Source organism: Polaromonas sp. P1_H6 (assembly GCF_056405195.1).
Map to the genome: position 1 here is coordinate 76,199 of NZ_JBFUCN010000011.1, position 16,338 is coordinate 92,536.

A 16,338-nucleotide genomic window follows, 5' to 3' on the forward strand; every position below is an offset into this window, starting at 1 on the left:
AGCCGCCTTCACAGCGTAAAACCAAGCCCGCATACTCGCGTCCTGCCCTTAGAGGGGCGTTTACCAGGACTTTTGACATGACCATCACCGCCAATACGCATGACCACGCCGCCCCGGGGTTGCCGCTTTCGCTGATTCTTTTGCTCGCCACCGGCGCCGGCCTGGGCGCTGCTTCGCTTTATTACAGCCAGCCCATGCTGGCCCTGCTGGTCGCCGAATTCAAGGCCACGCCCGCCACCATCGGCCTGGTGCCCACGCTGACCACACTCGGCTACGCGCTGGGCATCGGCCTGCTCGCGCCGCTGGGCGACCGTTATGACCGGCGCCGCATCATCGTGGGCAAAGCCGCCGCCCTGGTGCTGGCCTTGCTGTTGGCCGCCTGCGCGCCCTCGCTGGCGGTGCTCGTGCTGGCCAGCCTTGCCATCGGGCTGGCGGCCACGCTGGCGCAGGACATCGTGCCGGCCGCCGCCACGCTCGCGCCGGAGGCGCAACGCGGCAAGACCGTGGGCACCGTGATGACCGGCCTGTTGCTGGGCATCCTGCTCTCGCGCGTGGTGGCCGGCGTGGTCGCCGAGCAGTTCGGCTGGCGCAGCATGTTCGTGGCGGCCGCCCTCGGCATTGCGCTGCTGGGAGCGGCCATGTCGCGGCTGCTGCCGCGCTTTGTGCCGACCACGCAACTACCTTACCTGGCGCTGCTGGGCTCACTCGCCACGCTGTGGAAGCGCCACCCCGCGCTACGCCGCGCGGCCATCGCCCAGGGGCTGATCAGTGTCGGCTTCAGCGCCTTCTGGTCCACGCTGGCCATCATGCTGCATGCCGCGCCCTTCAACCTGGGCAGCAGCGCGGCGGGCGCCTTCGGCCTGGCGGGCGCCGCCGGTGCATTGGCCGCGCCGCTGGCCGGCCGGCTCGCCGACCGCAAGGGCCCGGAAATCGTCACGCGCCTGGGCGCCACGCTGGTGGCCGTGGCCTTCATCGCCATGGCCTTGGGCCCCGACCAGCTGTGGCTGATCGCGCTGGGCGCGGTGGTGTTTGACCTGGGCGCGCAGGCCACGCTGATCGCGCACCAGACCCTCATCTACGGCATAGAGCCCGCCGCGCGCAGCCGCCTCAACGCCGTGCTCTTCATCGGCATGTTCAGCGGCATGGCCAGCGGCGCCTGGCTCGGCAGCGTGGTGCTGGCGCACGCGGGCTGGCAAGGTGTGTGTGTGATGGCCGCGGTATCGGGTGCGGCCGCGCTGATGGTGCGCATGTGGCCCGCGAAGAAGCTCGCGCCCTGCGCGGCCTGATGCGGACATTCCCGCGCCGATAAAAAAAGGCCTCTCGCGAGGCCCTTTTTTTATTTCTTATCCACGCAACGCGGTTCAGGCGGCCAGCGCTTCCTTAGGAAAGTCCGTCGACGCGGCCAGCGCCTTCCAGTCCTTCAGTTCGGCCTCGACAAACGCATGCTTGTCCGCAATCGTCTGCAGCGTGTCGGTGCCCAAGGGCAGGCGCAGCGGCGGCGTGGCGGAGTCCACCAGCGCCAGCATGGCCTGCGCCAGCCGCAGCGGGTCGCCGGCCTGCTTGTGGTTGATCTGCGTGGCGGCCGCGCGCACCCGGCCGGCGCTCGCGGCATAGTCGTCCAGGATGCGCGGCGAGACCGACAGCGAGTTGCTGTCCAGGAAGTCGGTGCGGAAGTAGCCCGGCTCCACCACCGTCACGTGGATGCCCAGCGGCGCGAGTTCGCCGTGCAGCGCTTCGCTCAGGCCTTCCACCGCGAACTTGGTCGAGCAGTACACGCCAAAGCCCGCGCCGGACTGGTAGCCGCCCAGTGACGAGATGTTGATCACGTGGCCGCTGCGGCGCTCGCGCATGGACGGCAGCACGGCGCGCGTCACGTTCAGCAGGCCGAACACATTGGTTTCGTAAAGGCGCCGCACTTCGTCGGCCGTGGCTTCTTCCACCGCGCCCAGCAGGCCATAGCCCGCGTTGTTGACCAGCACGTCGATGCGGCCGAAGCGCGCCAGCGCGGCTTGCACGGCAGCGGCCGCCTGCGCCTCGTCCGTCACGTCCAGCGGCAGCGCCAGCAGCGCAGCGCCCGCGGGGAATCTTTTCTGCACCGAAGCCGCGTCGCGCGAGGTCGCCACCACCGCCTCGCCGCGGGCCAGCGCCGCCTCGGCGATGCGCGCGCCAATGCCGCGCGCCGCGCCGGTGATCATCCAGACACGTTTGAAATCCGTCTTCGCATTCATGGCCAGGTCCTTCAAAAAAAGTTGTTGAGGAGGGCAATGTAGGATTTCCATTGGGTGTTGAATAGCCAGGAGTCGCTGGGTTCATAATCAAGCAAATCGTGATAATCACCACCCAGCCCCGAGAGAAGCACCATGGCTTTGAATGAACTGCGCGCCATCGCCACCTTCGTCAAGGCCGCCGAACTCGGCAGCCTGCGCCAGGCCGCCGCGGCGCAGGCCATCACGCCGCAGGCCGCCAGCCAGGCGCTGGTGCAGTTGGAGCGGCACCTCGGCGTGCGCCTGTTCCACCGCACCACGCGCAGCCTGAGCCTGACGGAAGAGGGCGAGCAGTTCCTGCAGGCCGCGCAGCCCGGGCTCTCCACGCTGCAGCGCGCGCTGCACGGCGCGCGCCGCAGCCGCGAAGAGATCGCCGGGCCGCTGCGCATCGTCGCGCCGCGCTCCATCATGCTCGAGGTGCTGTGGCCGGTGCTTGAAGAGTATTGCCGCCGCTACCCACAGGTCGAACCCGACATCCAGATGGACGACCGCATCGGCAACTGGGTCGAAGACCGTGTCGACGTCGGCTTTCGCGCCGGCTCGCCGCCCGGAGGCGGCATCATCTCGCGGCGCATCCTGCCGCTGCAGCTCATCGTCTGCGCCGCGCCGGCCTACATCGCCCAGCACGGCGCGCCGGCCACGATAGACGAGCTGGCGCACCATCGCTGCACCGGTTTTCACAACACGGGCAGCGGCAAAACCATGCCCTGGGAATTCAAGGTCGGCGAAGAAGTCGTGGGCCGCGTGATCGCGCCATCCTTCCTGGCCAACGATGTGGACCTCGAAGCCCGCGCCGTCGTGGCCGGGCAGGCCATAGGCCAGCTGATAGGCGTGACCGCCGCGCCGCTGGTGCGCGCCGGTCGGCTGGTGCCGCTGCTCACGCAACACGTCACCGACCACCTGGGCCTGCACGTCTATTACGGAAGCCGCAGCGCGCAACCGGCGCGGGCGCGCGCCTTCATCGACCTCGCGGTCGAGCGGCTGGTGGGCAACACGCAGTTTTTCCTGGAGCCGCATGAGCTGGCGCCGCCCAAAACCGGCCGGCGCCGCAAGCAGCCCTGAGCTGCAAGCTCAGCGCATCAGGACTTGGCGGAAGCGGTGGAGGCCGCCAGTGACTTTGCCATCTCCAGGTGATGCTCCACCGTCGGCAGCATCTTGCCGGCCAGGGCCTTGACGTCGCTGTCCTTGCCGTCCTTCTGCATCTTCTGCAGCAGCTTCACGGTGCTTTCATGGTCTCCGACGCCGGCGCGCTTGGCGTATTCCTTGTCGAACAGGCTGCCCGACAGCGCTTTCAGCGCGGTGGCCCTGGTCTTGGCCATGGCGCCGGCGCCGTCCGGCAAGGTGACGTTCTTGGCGGTGGCCAGCGCCTGCACTTCGCCCAGTGCCTTGGTGTGATCGTCCACCATCTGCTGCGCGAATTTTTTCACCTCGGCACTCTGCGATTTTTCCAGCGCCATCTTGCCGGCGTCGACCTCGGCCATATTGCCCTGCGCCAGGTCTTCCAGCATCTTGCGGTCGCTGCGGTCCAGCTTGGAGGCGTCTTCGGCCTTGGTGGTCGCGGGTGCGGCGGGTGCGGTGCCGCTTTGCGCCCAGACGGCGGGCGCGACGGACAGCGCCAGCGCCGCCAGCACGGCAAGCGCCAGGCCGTAGGTGCGAAGTGAGGATTGGGGTTTCATGGGCATGGAAAGCTCCTGGAAAAGTGGGTGAAATGCAGCGCCCGCGCATCACGCGCGAAGGCACCGCCGACCCCTCAAGATCGCCTCTGCCGCCCGCGTGCCGCGCCGGGCATTTCCGGTGCTGCATGTAGGAATGCACCGCATGCCCGGTGCGAGATGGCCCGCCCGCGTTCCTACAGCCGTGTCAGCCGCAGGCTGACGCACCAGGCGGCGCGCACGCGCTAGATTGGCTGTCTGCCGCTGCGCTTTTTTTGAATGCTGTGTGGGATGCCACGGCTGAGCGCGCCGGCCCAAGAACAACAATGCCTTCTTCCAACATAGACCCCCTCCGTCGCCGCACGCCCTGGGTCACGGGCCTTGTGCTGCTGGTGCTCGGCGTGCCCTTGCTGCTGGCCGGCTCCTGGCTGGGCGTGCTGGGCGGCACCTGGTATTACCTGCTGGCAGGCCTGGGCTTTGTGCTCACGGGCGTGCTGCTGATGCGCCGCAGCCCCGCCGCGCTCTGGGTGTTTGCCGTGCTGATTGGCGGCACGCTGGCCTGGGCGATCTGGGAGACCGGGCTGGACTGGTGGCCGCTGGCCGCGCGCGGCGGCGTGGTGTTTGTCATCGGGCTGTTCCTGGCGGCGCCCTGGATCGCCCGCACCTGGCCCATAGGCGAGGCCGGCCATGAAGGCGTGACGGGCGCGCGCGGCGGCCGCTGGGCATTGGGCTCCGTGCTGGGCGCGTTTCTCGTCGCGGCGGTCGTCACCTGGTTCCATGACGACAACCGCCTGGTGGGCATGCTGCCGCTGCCGCCCATGGGAACCGTGGCCGCGCCGTCGCCGGCCGACGGCGTGCCGGCGGAAGATTGGCATGCTTACGGCCGCACCGGCCACGGCCAGCGCTATTCACCCCTGGCGCAGATCACGCCCGACAACGTCAAGCAGCTCGGGATCGCCTGGCAGTACCGTACCGGCGACATGCGCGGCCGCCCCGGCGACCCGGAAGAAACCACCTTCGAGGTGACGCCGCTCAAGGTCGGCAACCGGCTGTTCTTCTGCACGCCGCACCAGTCGGTGATCGCGCTCGACGCCACCACCGGCGCCGAGATCTGGCGCTTCAACCCCGAGATCCAGAACAAGCTCGCGCTGCAGCACCTGACCTGCCGCGGCCTGTCCTACCAGCCGCCGCCCGCCGCACCTGTCCCGGCAACTCCGGCCGCCGGCGGCGGATGCGCGGCCAAACTCTTTATGCCCACGGCCGATGGGCGCGTCATCGCGCTGAGCCCCGACAGCGGCAAGCCCTGCACGGCCTTCGGCGGCGGCAAGGGCGAGATCGACCTCTGGGCCGGCATGCCCAACCTCAAGCCCGGCGCCTATTATTCGACCTCGCCCGTGGTGGTGAGCTCGCGCCTCCTCATCGTCGGCGGCACCGTGCTCGACAACGTCTCCACCAAAGAGCAGTCCGGCGTCATCCGCGCCTTCGACATCAACACCGGTGCCCTGGTATGGGCCTGGGATTCAGGCCGGCCCGATAGCAGCGCGCCGCTCAAGCCCGGTGAAACCTATACCGCCAATTCGCCCAACAGCTGGTCGATCTCCAGCGTCGACGAAGCGCTGGGCATGGTCTACGTGCCCCTGGGCAACCAGCCGCCCGACCAGTGGGGCGGCCAGCGCAGCCCGGCGGTGGAAACCTATTCGTCCTCCGTCGTTGCGCTGGATCTCGCCACCGGCAAGGTGCGCTGGAACTTCCAGACCGTGCACCACGACCTCTGGGACTACGACGTGCCGGCCCAGCCCAGCCTGCTGGAGCTCAACATCAACGGCAACCGTGTGCCCGCCCTGGTGCAGCCGACCAAGCAGGGCGAGATCTTTGTGCTGGACCGCCGCACCGGCACGCCGCTGCTGCCCGTCAGCGAAGTCCCCGCGCCGCAGGGCGCCGCGCAGGGCGACCACAGCGCGCCCACACAGCCGAAGTCGGCGCTGTCTTTCAACCCGCCGCCGCTGACCGGCCGCGACATGTGGGGCGCGACGATGTTCGACCAGCTCTATTGCCGCATCGCCTTTCACCGCCTGCGCTACGAGGGCCGCTTCACGCCGCCCTCCACGCAGGGCACGCTGGTCTACCCCGGCAACTTCGGCGTCTTCAATTGGGGAGGCGTGGCCGTCGACCCGGTGCGGCAGATGGCCTTCACCACACCGACCTACCTGGCCTTTGTCTCGCAGCTGGTGCCCCGCACCGACGACACGACACTGATGGTGCAAGGCAAGCAACGGCCCGAAGGCAGCCTGCCCTCGCTCAATGAAAATTTCGGCGCGCCCTTTGCCGTCAAGCTCAGCGCCTTTTTGTCACCGCTGGGCATTCCCTGCCAGGCGCCGCCCTGGGGCTATGTGGCCGGCGCCGACCTCAGCACCGGCAGCATCGCGTGGCAGCACAAGAACGGCACGGTGCGCGACCTCACGCCCCTGCAACTGCCCTTCCGCATGGGCGTGCCCAGCCTGGGCGGCCCGCTCGCCACGGCCGGCGGCGTCGCCTTCCTCTCCGGCACGGTAGACAACTACCTGCGCGCCTACGACGTCAACAACGGCGACGAACTCTGGGCCTCGCGCCTGCCCGCCGGCGGGCAGGCCACGCCCATGAGCTACACCGGCGCCGACGGCCGGCAGTACGTGCTCGTGGTTGCCGGCGGACACGGCTCGCTGGGGACGCGCGCAGGCGACTATGTGCGGGCCTACGCGCTGCCGCGCTAGTTGAACCGTTCTTATCCGGCCCGGCTCATCGTGTCGGCCACCCAATCCACAAACACCCGCACGCGCGGCGACAGCTGGCGGTGGTGCGGGTACAGCACCGACACCGGCATGGGTGCCGGCCGGAATTGCACCAGCACCTCCACCAGCGCGCCCGCTTCGAGTTGCGCGGCTAGGTGGTAGCGCGGCACCTGGATGAAACCCAGGTGCGCGGCGCAGCAGGCCTTGTAGGCGTCGGCGTCCGTGACCGCGACCGAGCCCTTGAGCTGCACCTGGCGCGGCGCGCCGTCCACGATGAAGTCAAAGGGCAGCGCCTTGCCGGTGCGGCTGGATAAAAAGTTCACCGCGCGGTGGCCGCGCAGCGCCTCCAGCGTGTCGGGTGTGCCGTGTTGGTCCAGGTACTCGCGGCTCGCGCAGGTCACCTGTTCAAGCAAGGCCACGCGCCGCCCCACCATGCTGGACTCGGCCAGTTCGCCAACACGCAGAACGCAGTCCACGCCCTCGCGCACCAGGTCCACCAGCCGGTCGCCCATGCCGATCTCCAGTTCGATGTCCGGGTAGCGCTCAAAGAACTGCCCAATCACCGGCAGCAAAAAATGCTTGGCCAGCGTGCCGTGCAAGTCCACGCGCAGCTTGCCGCGCGGCTTGCTGCCCGTGTTGACAAAGGCCGACTCGGCTTCCTCAAGATCCGTCAGCAGGCGCAGGCAGCGCTCGTAGTAGGCCGCGCCGTCCTGCGTGGGGCTCACATGCCGCGTGGTGCGCTGCAACAGCCGCACACCCAGGCGTTTTTCAAGCTGCTGCACTGCGTGCGTCACCGTGGCGCGCGGCAGGCCCAGGTCGTCGGCCGCCTTCGTAAAACTGCCCAGCTCGACGATGCGGGTAAAGAGCTGCATCGAATGAAAACGGTCCATAACGTGCGCTTCTATTGTTGGTGATTGTTGAACAGTGATGGCAAGTTTACGGTATTTATCGTATGTGGATTGAATAGAACAATAGCTTCACTGGCTCACCAAAAGCGCACAACACACTGAGCGCCGCAGGCAGTCAGAGCCCGCCCACTTTTAACCATCAGGAGTTTCAAATGACCGCTTCAAGCAACAACACCACCCAGGTTGCCATCGTCACCGGCGCCTCGCGCGGCATAGGCGCCGCCGTCGCACAGCGCCTCGCGCAAGAGGGCTACGCCGTCATCGTCAACTACGCCGGCCAGGCTGAAGAAGCCCAGGCCGTGGTGCAGTCCATCACCGCAACTGGCGGCAAGGCCGTCGCCGTGCAGGCCGATGTATCGAGTTCAGCTGCCGTGAAGCAGCTGTTTGACGAAAGCATCAAAGCCTTCGGCCGCGTCGACGTGCTGATCAACAACGCCGGCATCATGCCGCCCACGTTGCCGGCCCTGGCCGACACGGACGATGACACCTTTGACCGCCTCTTCGCCGTCAACGTCAAGGGCAGTTTCAACACCCTGCGTGAAGCCGCGGCGCGCCTGCAGCCCGGCGGCCGCATCGTCAACTTTTCGACCAGCGTGATCGGCCTGGCCCTGCCCGGTTACGCGGTTTACGGCGCGACCAAGAGCGCGGTCGAAACCTTCACGAACATCATGGCCAAGGAGCTGCGCGGCAAAAACACCCGCGTCAACGCCATCGCCCCCGGCCCCACGGCCACCGCACTGTTCCTGAACGGCAAGACGCCCGAGATGGTGGAACGTATGTCCAAGATGGCGCCGCTGGAACGCCTGGGTACGCCGGAGGACATCGCGAGTGCGGTGGCTTTCCTCGTGAGCGAGAACTCGGCCTGGGTGAATGGACAGACGCTCCGCGCGAATGGTGGCGTTGTCTAAGCGCACGCACTTTCACCGACACATCCACAACTTTTTCCAAACCCTCTTCAGAAAGCCACACACCATGAAATCCATCATCCTCGTCACCGGCGCTTCCACCAGCATAGGCCATCTCAGCGCCCGCGCCCTGGCCCAGGCCGGCCACACCGTGTATGCCAGCATGCGCGACGTCGAAGGCCGCAACGCGCCCAAGGTGCGCGAACTGCGCGACTGGAGTTTCGCCAAGGGCCTGGACCTGCGCGCCGTCGAACTCGACGTGCTCTCGCAGCCCTCGGCCGATGCCGCCGTGGCCCGCATCCTGGCCGAGCAGGGCCGGCTCGACGTGCTTGTGCACAACGCCGGCCACCTGGTGGTCGGCCCCAGCGAGGCCTACACACCCGAAGAAATCATCAAGGTGCTGGACACCAACTTCCTGGGCGCCCAGCGCGTGAACCGCGCCGCGCTGCCGGCCATGCGCCAGGCCGAAGCCGGCCTGCTGCTGTGGGTCAGCAGCAGCACGGTGCGCGGCGGTTTCCCGCCTTTCCTCGGCCCTTACGCCGCGGCGAAGGCCGCCATGGATTCGATGGCTGTCAGCATGTCCTATGAACTCGCCCGCTTCGGCATCGAAACCTCCATCGTCGTGCCCGGCGCCTTCACCAAAGGCACGGCCCACTTCCCCAGCGCCGGCAAGCCGGCCGACGCGGCCCTCGCCGGCGCCTATGCGCGTTATGACGGCGTGATGGACAAGGTCGGCGAACGCCTCTCGGCCCTGAGCCCGGCCGATGCCGACCCGCAGGCCGTGGCCGACGACATCACCCGCATCGTCGGCCTGCCCGCCGGCACACGGCCCTTCCGTTCGGTGACCGACTTCATCGACGACGGCGCCGCTGAAGTCACCGTGGTGGCTGAACGCGTGCGCGAAGAGTTCGCCCACCGCATCGGCATCGCCGACATGCTCAAGCCCGTGATGCGCCGCGCGGCCTGAGTGCTCGCCTCCACTTCATCAGAAAGCACACCATGAACCCCACCCTCGTCCTGCCCCTGGGCCGCACGCTGATGGCCCTGGCCTTCATGGGCCCTGGCGCGTCACACTTTCTTGACTCGGCAAAACAGCGCAACTACACGGCCGCCGCTGTGGGCGCCGTCGAAGTCGCCGCAGGTCTGGCGCTCGCCTTCGGCTGGCAAGTTCGTTGGCTGGCCCTGGCCGCTGCGGCCTTCCTGCTGGTCGACGCCCTGCTCGCCCATGACTTCTGGGCTGCCACGCCGCAGGAGTTGCGCAACCAGGTGCTGCATTTCTTCAAGAACCTTGCGCTGGCTGGCGGCTTTGTGCTGCTGGCCACATCGGCTGCCGCCAGATAGGCCGGTCCAGGCGTCACGACAGGCGCGCTGGCTACAGGTTAAGCCGATGCTTGTATGTAAATCAAAAAAGTATGAAAATACAGATAAATAATGAAATTAAGTCTGTAATTTAATACATTTTTGATTCCGTTTGGCCCGCAAAGACCCTCTCTCCGAACCCCTGGAAGTCACGCAATTTGTGACTGAAGTGGGGCAGCGCATCCGCCTGATGCGGCGCGCCCGGCGCCTGACCCAGACAGACCTTGCCATGCGGGCGGATGTGAGCCGCCTCACGGTGATCGCTGTGGAGGCGGGGGCCCTGTCCACCCGTTTTTCGGACGTCGCGCGCCTGCTTTGGGCGCTGGATGATCAAAGCCTGCAAGCCGCGCTGGCCAGCGCTGCGCAAGATGCTGCTTACCAGGATGCTGCGCGGGGTTTCGTGTTGGGCGGCAAGGCTCGCCGTGAAGTTCGCGCTGGCCGGTGAGTGCTACATCACCCCCTTCGCCCATTCCCGAGGCGAGACGCCCGTCTTCCGCACAAAGAGGCGCGACAGCGCCGATGCATTCGCGTAACCGAGCTGCGCGGCAATCGCCTTGAGGGACTGGCCGCCACGCAGCTCGGCCTGTGCGATCGCCAGCCGCCAGCAGGCCAGGTAGTCCGCCGGCGTTTGCCCGACCTTCTGCCTGAACAGCAGCGCGAAGGCGCTGCGCGACATGCCGGCCGATTGCGCCAGGCGTTCCAGGCTCCAGGCCTCGCCGGGGTTTTCATGCACGGCGGACAAGGCTCGCGCCAGGCGCGGCTCGGCAAGGCCCGCCAGCAGGCCTTCGGGCAGGCCGCCCTCTTGTGGGTTGTCCAGTAGCCAGCGCAGCAATTGCAGCAACAACACCTCGAACAGCCTGTCGGCCAGCAGGCGCCGGCCGCAGCGCACCTGTTCGGTCTCGGCAAACAGCAAGGCCAGCGTGTGCTCCAGCCCCTGCACGCGCGCGAGCGGCAACACCACCAGTGCCGGCAAGGCGCGCGCCAGCGGGTGGCCGGCGCCGCCGTCAAAGGCCAGCGTCGCGCAGGTGAAGTCGGCGCCCTCCACCGGCGCGTTGTGGAAGTCGTGCGCCAGCGGCCGCGGGTAAAACACCAGGCTGGGCTCGCTGACCTCCACCCGCTGCGGCGCGCCGCTTCCGGTGCGGTGCGTCACCACCATGGTCCCGCGCCGCATCACATGCAAAAACCCCAGCCCGGCCTCAGGCGTGAAATGCGTGACGCCGCATAGCGGCCCGTTGTGAAACATATGGGCGCGCACACGAAAGCGGTCCATCAGGGCGGAAAGCCGGTCCAGTCCTTCGGTCATGGGCGTGTCTCTCTGAGTGGCGAGCATGGGTGAGTGATTTGTACGATAAGGATGATTATGTGGACGAATTCATCCAAAGCGTCCTGATTGTCGCGCGAAACTGCTCCCTGTGCAGCGACAGGCCTTAAGGCCGCCGCCGCGCGAGATGTTTCCCTTCAACCCCGACTTTTCAAGGACTCCACCATGTCACGCATTCCATTGATAGACCGTAGCGCCAGTTCCACCACCGCCGACCGCAAGGCCCTGCTCGACCAGGTGAACCAGGCCTTTGGCGCCACGCCCAATATGTTCAAGGCCGTCGCCAATTCGCCCGCTGCGCTCAAAAGCATGTGGGGCTCGTTTGGTGCGCTGGGCGGCGGCGTCATCGACGCCAAACTCGGCGAGCAGATTGCCGTCGCCGTCGCCGACCGCAATGCCTGCGAATACTGCCTGGCCGCCCACACCGCGCTGGGTCGCAAAGCCGGCGTCAGCGCCGAAGGCATGGCCGCCGCGCAGCGCGGCGAGTCCACCGACCCGGCCACGGCGGCGGCGCTCACCTTTGCGCTCAAGCTGGTGAACGGGCGCGGCAATATTTCCGAGGCCGACGTGCAGGCGGTGCGCCAGGCGGGCTTCAGCGACGAACAGGTCGTGGAGATCCTCGCGCACGTGGCGCTCAACCTCTTCACCAACTACGTCAACGTGGCATTTGCCGTGCCTGTCGATTTCGCGCCCGTCAAGCTGAGCCGCGCCGCGGCCTGACAGCGTTCACGGGTAGAGTCCGGCCCCGGCTGCGAACTCCGCCTTGAACACCTCGGCCACCCAGTCGGCGAAGGCGCGCACCTTGGCCGTCAGGTGGCGGTTGCGCGGGTAGAGCACCATCATGGGCAGGTCCTCAGGCTGCCAGTCGGGCAGCACGCGCACCAGGTCGCCGCTGGCCAGCAGCGCGCAGGTGCGGCGCGTGAGCGGCGGCTGCGACAGGCCCAGGCCGGCCAGCACCGCGCCCATGTGGCTGTCGGCATCGTTGCAGCTGACCCAGTGCGGGCGGTGGACCTGCCGCGCGTCACCGCCTCTGGAAAATTCAAACGGAAACACCTTGCCGGTTTTCGCGGAATGGAAGTTCACGAAGCGGTGCTGTTCCAGGTCTTCCAGCGTTTGCGGCGTGCCGTACTTCGCGAGGTAAGAGGGCGCGGCGCAGGTCACCACGCGTAGCCGGCCCAGCGGCCGCGCCACCAGGGTCTCGTCGTGCACCAGGCCGCCACGTATCACGCAGTCCACGCCCTCGGCCACCAGGTCCACCGGCCTGTCGGTGCTGCCCAGCTCCAGCACCATGTCCGGATAGCGCCTGAAAAACTCCGGCAGCGCCGGTGAGATCACATGCCGGCCCACGGCGGCCGGCACGTCCACGCGCAGCCGCCCGGCCGGCGTGGCCACCGCGCGGCGCAGCGTGCCCTCGAGCTCGCCCATGTCCTGCAGCATGGCCAGCGCGCGCTGGTGATACAGCGCGCCGTCGTCCGTCAGGCTGAGCCGGCGTGTCGTGCGGTTCAGCAGGCGCACGCCCAGGTGGGCTTCCAGCTCCTGCACCGTCGTGGTCACACGCGCCTTGGGCATGTGCAGGGCCGTGGCCGCCGCGGTAAAGCTGCCCAGCTCCACCACGCGGTTAAACACTTCCATCGCTTTGTAGCGGTCAACACTCATGGCATATGCCTTTTCGCCTTATTTATTCTTGAAATCGATAACAGTTATTTTGAATTGCGGCAGTTTATTCTTTTATTCGATGCCAATACAGTCCTTCTACCCGCTCACACAAACACTGACTCCGAATTCACCGAAAGGCTCCCCAATGACCCGCAACATCCTCTCCTCCACCCGCCTGGGCTTCAGCGGCCCGCAATCCGTCTCGGCCATCGGCCTGGGCGCCATGGGCATGTCCGGCATGTACGGCGCCAGTGACGAGGCGCAAAGCATCGCAACCATCCACGCCGCGCTCGACGCCGGCGTCAACCTGATAGACACCGGCGACTTCTACGGCATGGGCCACAACGAGATGCTGATAGGCCGCGCACTCAAGGGCCGGCGCGACGAAGCGCTGGTCTCCGTCAAGTTCGGCGCGCTGCGCGACCCGAGTGCCGGCTGGATCGGCATGGACGGCCGGCCCGCCGCCGTCAAAAACTTTTTGGCCTACAGCCTGCAGCGCCTGGGCACCGACCACATCGACATCTACCGCATCGCGCGGCTGGACCCGAACGTGCCCATCGAAGACACCATAGGCGCCATCGCCGACATGGTCAAAGCCGGTTTTGTGCGCCACATCGGCCTCAGCGAAGTCGGCATCGAGACCATCCAGAAAGCCCACGCCGTGCACCCGATCACCGACCTGCAGATCGAATACTCGCTGCTCAGCCGCGGGCCCGAGGCCGACATCTTTCCCGTGCTCAAGCGCCTGGGCATAGGCGTCACGGCCTACGGCGTGCTCTCGCGTGGCCTGCTGTCGGGCTCCAAGCCCACGGGTCCCGGCGACTTCCGCGCCCACCTGCCGCGCTTCACCGGCGACAACGCCGTCAAGAACCAGCAGCTCGCGGGCGTGTTGCAGCAGCTCGCCACCGGCCTGGGCGCCAGCGCCTCGCAGGTGGCCATTGCCTGGGTGCTCGCGCGCGGCAAGGCCCTGGGCCTGGACATGGTCGCACTGGCCGGCTCGCGCACGCTGAAACAGCTCGATGAATCACTGGGTGCGCTCAAGCTCGCGTTCAGCAGTGACGACCTCAAGCGCATTGAAGCCGCACTGCCTGTCGATGCCGTGGCCGGCACGCGCTATGGGGCTGAGCAGATGGCGCATCTGGACAGCGAGAAGTAAGAGCGGCTCTAGACGCGGTCAGGCCGGCGCGTTGCCCGTGGCGTTCCAACCTTCCACATTGACGGCGTAGCGCGTTGCCTTGCCAACGCCCGTCACCGTGAGCAAGCCGTGCTGCAGCAACTCCGTGAGGTCGCGGCTTGCCGTCGCTGTGGAGGTGCCGGTGATCTTGCTGTATTTGTCGGTCGTCATGCCGCCCAGGAAGCCGCCATCGCCGGCCTCCAGCAGGCGAGCCAATACCTTGCTCTGCCGTTCATTCAGGGAAAAGCCGGAGGCGCGCAGGCGGAACGCCGTTTTTTGCAGCGCCTGTGTCACCACCGCTTGCGACCTGAGGCAGCAGGCCGTGAAGGCGTGCACAAACCATTGAACCCAGGGCGTGGCGTCCAGGCTGCCCCGCTGTGCCTGGTTCAACGCGTCGTAGTAGGCCGTTCTTGACTCGAACATCTGCCGCGAGAGCCCGAATAGACGCGCCGATGAGCCGATGTCCTGGGCGATCGCCATGTCCACGATCGCCCGGCCGACCCGGCCGTTGCCGTCTTCAAACGGGTGTATCGACTCGAACCACAGGTGCGCGATGGCGGCGCGTGCGATGCCGTTGATGGAAGGGGCGGCCGGCTGGGCCGCCGTGCGCTGCGCGGGGCGCGTGTCTTCAAACCAGGCCAGAAACAGCTGCATCTGCGCCCCTACGTCGCTGGATGCTGGCGCGATGTAGTGCACCTTCTCCCGGCCCAGCGGGCCGCTGACGATTTGCATCTCGTCCGCATGGTCGCGGTAGCGCCCCACGGCAACCCTGCGCAAGCCCGATGTGCCGCCGGGGAACAGGGCCGACTGCCAGCGGCACAAGCGGTCTTCATCCAGCACGGATTGATAGCCGTCCGTCGCGTCCTGCATCAGCTCGATCAGCCCTTCCACATGGCGGTCCTGCGTGGGGAGGTCCGCCAGTCCCAGCCGCCGGCACACGGAAGACCGCACCGCGTCCAGGTTCAGTTTTTCACCTTCAATGGCCGCCGTGGCCATGGCCTCCTGAACCCACAATTCACCGGTGATCGCCTGCGCCTCCGCCAAGCCTATGGCCTGCATCTGCCCGAGTAGCCGGCCTTGCTCCAGGCGCGCCAGGTTCAGGTCATGCTCAAGCGCGCTGGCGTCAAACACCAGCGCCGGCCAGCCCGGCTGTTGCCACACATAGGCTGGCTTGGGAAATGAGGTTTGGGACGGCATGATGCGTATTTTAGCAAATACGCATCAAAAAATGAGGCGTATTTCCTCAAATACGCCTCATCGCGGCCTTTTCCCCACACGCAAACTGACAACCGGCCACCTGTTCAAGCCGCCCCCAACCCCGCAAAGCGCCTGCGGTAATCCTTGGGGCTCACGCCCAGGCGCCGCGCGAAGGCGCGCCGGAAGCCGTCCACATTGGCATAGCCCAGCGAATCGGCCAGTTTTTTGATCGGCACTTCCGAGGCTTCCACCTGGCGCCTCGCTTCGTCGATGCGCGCCGCCTCCACAAAGGCCGCGGGCGTCACACCGGTGGCCGCGCGGAACACGCGCGCGAAATTGCGCTCGCTCATCGCGGCGCGCCGGCACAGCGCCGGCACCGAGAGGTCCGCGCCCAGGTGCGCCAGCACATAGTCCTGGATCTCGCGCACCACCGACTTGTCCGCCGTTTGCGCCGCCAGGTGCGCGCTGAACTGCGACTGCCCGCCCGGGCGTTTGAGGAACATCACCATCTTGCGCGCCACCTTCAGCGCGATGTCGCGCCCGTGGTCTTCCTCCACCAGATGCAGCGCCAGGTCCATGCCTGCCGTCACGCCGGCCGAGGTGTAGGTGTTGCCGTCCCTCACGTAAATCGCGTCGGCCTCCACCCGCAACGCGGGAAAGCAGGCGGCCAGCCGCTCGGTCGAATTCCAGTGCGTGGCCACGCGCTTGCCGTCCAGCAGGCCCGCTTCCGCCAGCAAAAAAGCGCCGGTGCAGACCGATCCCAGGCGCCGCACCGAGCGTGCCTGCCGCTGCAGCCAGGCGCTGGTTTCCGCCTTGCCGGCCAGTTCTTCGGGTAGCGGGCTGCCGGCCACCAGCAGGGTGTCGATACGGCCGCGGTGATTGTGGATGGTGCTGTCCACCACCATGCGCATGCCGTTGCTGCCCTTGAGCTCGCCGGCCTGCGTGCCGATCAGTTGCAGCCGGTAGGCGCGCGGATTGCCCAGCTGCTGCGCGGCCTCGGCGAAAACGTCGGCCGGCCCGATCACGTCCAGCAGCTGGACACGCGGGACGGCGAGTATGCAAACCTGGCAGGTGGCGGACATGGGGGCCTCTTTGGCGGGATCGGCTGCTTTTGCGGCCTCGCAAAAAACCAGC

General features: G+C 67.1%; 16 protein-coding genes. 9 read left to right on the forward strand and 7 right to left on the reverse strand.

The features are described from left to right. Positions 1-77: 77 nt before the first annotated feature. A complete protein-coding gene (locus AC1D1F_RS12190; protein WP_477676686.1) occupies positions 78-1,286 on the forward strand; it encodes an MFS transporter in 1,209 nt (402 codons plus the stop codon). A gap of 75 nt (positions 1,287-1,361) precedes the next feature. Here AC1D1F_RS12190 and AC1D1F_RS12195 read toward each other — a convergent pair whose 3' ends face one another. After that, positions 1,362-2,228 carry an oxidoreductase gene (locus tag AC1D1F_RS12195; protein ID WP_477676687.1) on the reverse strand — a complete coding sequence of 289 codons (867 nt, stop codon included), beginning with the start codon at positions 2,226-2,228 and terminating at the stop codon, positions 1,362-1,364. A 132-nt stretch (positions 2,229-2,360) separates the two neighbouring features. Here AC1D1F_RS12195 and AC1D1F_RS12200 point away from each other — a divergent pair, with 132 nt between their 5' ends. Further along, complete coding sequence (locus tag AC1D1F_RS12200) at positions 2,361-3,326, forward strand: LysR family transcriptional regulator (protein WP_477676688.1); 966 nt, start codon at positions 2,361-2,363, stop codon at positions 3,324-3,326. A gap of 17 nt (positions 3,327-3,343) precedes the next feature. Here AC1D1F_RS12200 and AC1D1F_RS12205 read toward each other — a convergent pair whose 3' ends face one another. After that, positions 3,344-3,946, reverse strand: coding sequence for a DUF4142 domain-containing protein (locus AC1D1F_RS12205; protein WP_477676689.1), 603 nt, complete (start codon positions 3,944-3,946; stop codon positions 3,344-3,346). 296 nt (positions 3,947-4,242) lie between these two features. On the opposite strand from AC1D1F_RS12205, the gene AC1D1F_RS12210 reads away from it, so the two are divergent. Beyond that, positions 4,243-6,666, forward strand: a complete 2,424-nt coding sequence (locus AC1D1F_RS12210; RefSeq protein ID WP_477696733.1) for a glucose/quinate/shikimate family membrane-bound PQQ-dependent dehydrogenase — start codon at positions 4,243-4,245, stop codon at positions 6,664-6,666. Positions 6,667-6,677: 11 nt separating this feature from the next. Here AC1D1F_RS12210 and AC1D1F_RS12215 read toward each other — a convergent pair whose 3' ends face one another. Beyond that, positions 6,678-7,574, reverse strand: coding sequence for a LysR family transcriptional regulator (locus AC1D1F_RS12215; protein WP_477696734.1), 897 nt, complete (start codon positions 7,572-7,574; stop codon positions 6,678-6,680). A gap of 170 nt (positions 7,575-7,744) precedes the next feature. Between AC1D1F_RS12215 and AC1D1F_RS12220 the strand changes: the two genes are divergently transcribed. The 4 genes from AC1D1F_RS12220 to AC1D1F_RS12235 all read left to right on the forward strand — a co-directional run bounded on the left by AC1D1F_RS12220 (position 7,745) and on the right by AC1D1F_RS12235 (position 10,301). Beyond that, a complete protein-coding gene (locus tag AC1D1F_RS12220) occupies positions 7,745-8,500 on the forward strand; it encodes a glucose 1-dehydrogenase (protein WP_477676498.1) in 756 nt (251 codons plus the stop codon). A gap of 64 nt (positions 8,501-8,564) precedes the next feature. Then, positions 8,565-9,464 carry an SDR family oxidoreductase gene (locus AC1D1F_RS12225; protein ID WP_477676499.1) on the forward strand — a complete coding sequence of 300 codons (900 nt, stop codon included), beginning with the start codon at positions 8,565-8,567 and terminating at the stop codon, positions 9,462-9,464. A gap of 32 nt (positions 9,465-9,496) precedes the next feature. Beyond that, complete coding sequence (locus AC1D1F_RS12230; protein WP_477676500.1) at positions 9,497-9,838, forward strand: DoxX family membrane protein; 342 nt, start codon at positions 9,497-9,499, stop codon at positions 9,836-9,838. Between the two features lie 130 nt (positions 9,839-9,968). Continuing rightward, positions 9,969-10,301 carry a helix-turn-helix domain-containing protein gene (locus AC1D1F_RS12235; RefSeq protein WP_477676501.1) on the forward strand — a complete coding sequence of 111 codons (333 nt, stop codon included), beginning with the start codon at positions 9,969-9,971 and terminating at the stop codon, positions 10,299-10,301. A 3-nt stretch (positions 10,302-10,304) separates the two neighbouring features. Here AC1D1F_RS12235 and AC1D1F_RS12240 read toward each other — a convergent pair whose 3' ends face one another. Next, entirely contained in the window at positions 10,305-11,159 is an 855-nt protein-coding gene (locus AC1D1F_RS12240; protein WP_477676502.1) for an AraC family transcriptional regulator, read from the reverse strand. A gap of 183 nt (positions 11,160-11,342) precedes the next feature. Between AC1D1F_RS12240 and AC1D1F_RS12245 the strand changes: the two genes are divergently transcribed. Beyond that, on the forward strand, positions 11,343-11,897 hold the full coding sequence (locus AC1D1F_RS12245) for a carboxymuconolactone decarboxylase family protein (RefSeq protein ID WP_477676503.1): 555 nt from the start codon (positions 11,343-11,345) through the stop codon (positions 11,895-11,897). A 6-nt stretch (positions 11,898-11,903) separates the two neighbouring features. Here AC1D1F_RS12245 and AC1D1F_RS12250 read toward each other — a convergent pair whose 3' ends face one another. Further along, the gene (locus AC1D1F_RS12250; protein WP_477676504.1) at positions 11,904-12,833 is read right to left on the reverse strand and encodes a LysR family transcriptional regulator; all 930 of its coding nucleotides are present in this window, start codon (positions 12,831-12,833) and stop codon (positions 11,904-11,906) included. Between the two features lie 145 nt (positions 12,834-12,978). Here AC1D1F_RS12250 and AC1D1F_RS12255 point away from each other — a divergent pair, with 145 nt between their 5' ends. After that, positions 12,979-13,989 carry an aldo/keto reductase gene (locus tag AC1D1F_RS12255; protein ID WP_477676505.1) on the forward strand — a complete coding sequence of 337 codons (1,011 nt, stop codon included), beginning with the start codon at positions 12,979-12,981 and terminating at the stop codon, positions 13,987-13,989. 18 nt (positions 13,990-14,007) lie between these two features. Here AC1D1F_RS12255 and AC1D1F_RS12260 read toward each other — a convergent pair whose 3' ends face one another. Further along, entirely contained in the window at positions 14,008-15,204 is a 1,197-nt protein-coding gene (locus AC1D1F_RS12260) for a Fic family protein (protein WP_477676506.1), read from the reverse strand. Positions 15,205-15,308: 104 nt separating this feature from the next. Beyond that, the gene (locus tag AC1D1F_RS12265) at positions 15,309-16,286 is read right to left on the reverse strand and encodes a GlxA family transcriptional regulator (protein ID WP_477676507.1); all 978 of its coding nucleotides are present in this window, start codon (positions 16,284-16,286) and stop codon (positions 15,309-15,311) included. Positions 16,287-16,338: the final 52 nt, after the last annotated feature.

Bases quoted from the DNA above. Each gene is read 5' to 3' on its own strand.
- AC1D1F_RS12190 (WP_477676686.1), top strand. From the start codon at position 78: ATGACCATCACCGCCAATACGCATGACCACGCCGCCCCGGGGTTGCCG.
- AC1D1F_RS12195 (WP_477676687.1), bottom strand. From the start codon at position 2,228: ATGAATGCGAAGACGGATTTCAAACGTGTCTGGATGATCACCGGCGCG.
- AC1D1F_RS12200 (WP_477676688.1), top strand. From the start codon at position 2,361: ATGGCTTTGAATGAACTGCGCGCCATCGCCACCTTCGTCAAGGCCGCC.
- AC1D1F_RS12205 (WP_477676689.1), bottom strand. From the start codon at position 3,946: ATGCCCATGAAACCCCAATCCTCACTTCGCACCTACGGCCTGGCGCTT.
- AC1D1F_RS12210 (WP_477696733.1), top strand. From the start codon at position 4,243: ATGCCTTCTTCCAACATAGACCCCCTCCGTCGCCGCACGCCCTGGGTC.
- AC1D1F_RS12215 (WP_477696734.1), bottom strand. From the start codon at position 7,574: ATGGACCGTTTTCATTCGATGCAGCTCTTTACCCGCATCGTCGAGCTG.
- AC1D1F_RS12220 (WP_477676498.1), top strand. From the start codon at position 7,745: ATGACCGCTTCAAGCAACAACACCACCCAGGTTGCCATCGTCACCGGC.
- AC1D1F_RS12225 (WP_477676499.1), top strand. From the start codon at position 8,565: ATGAAATCCATCATCCTCGTCACCGGCGCTTCCACCAGCATAGGCCAT.
- AC1D1F_RS12230 (WP_477676500.1), top strand. From the start codon at position 9,497: ATGAACCCCACCCTCGTCCTGCCCCTGGGCCGCACGCTGATGGCCCTG.
- AC1D1F_RS12240 (WP_477676502.1), bottom strand. From the start codon at position 11,159: ATGACCGAAGGACTGGACCGGCTTTCCGCCCTGATGGACCGCTTTCGT.
- AC1D1F_RS12245 (WP_477676503.1), top strand. From the start codon at position 11,343: ATGTCACGCATTCCATTGATAGACCGTAGCGCCAGTTCCACCACCGCC.
- AC1D1F_RS12250 (WP_477676504.1), bottom strand. From the start codon at position 12,833: ATGAGTGTTGACCGCTACAAAGCGATGGAAGTGTTTAACCGCGTGGTG.
- AC1D1F_RS12255 (WP_477676505.1), top strand. From the start codon at position 12,979: ATGACCCGCAACATCCTCTCCTCCACCCGCCTGGGCTTCAGCGGCCCG.
- AC1D1F_RS12260 (WP_477676506.1), bottom strand. From the start codon at position 15,204: ATGCCGTCCCAAACCTCATTTCCCAAGCCAGCCTATGTGTGGCAACAG.
- AC1D1F_RS12265 (WP_477676507.1), bottom strand. From the start codon at position 16,286: ATGTCCGCCACCTGCCAGGTTTGCATACTCGCCGTCCCGCGTGTCCAG.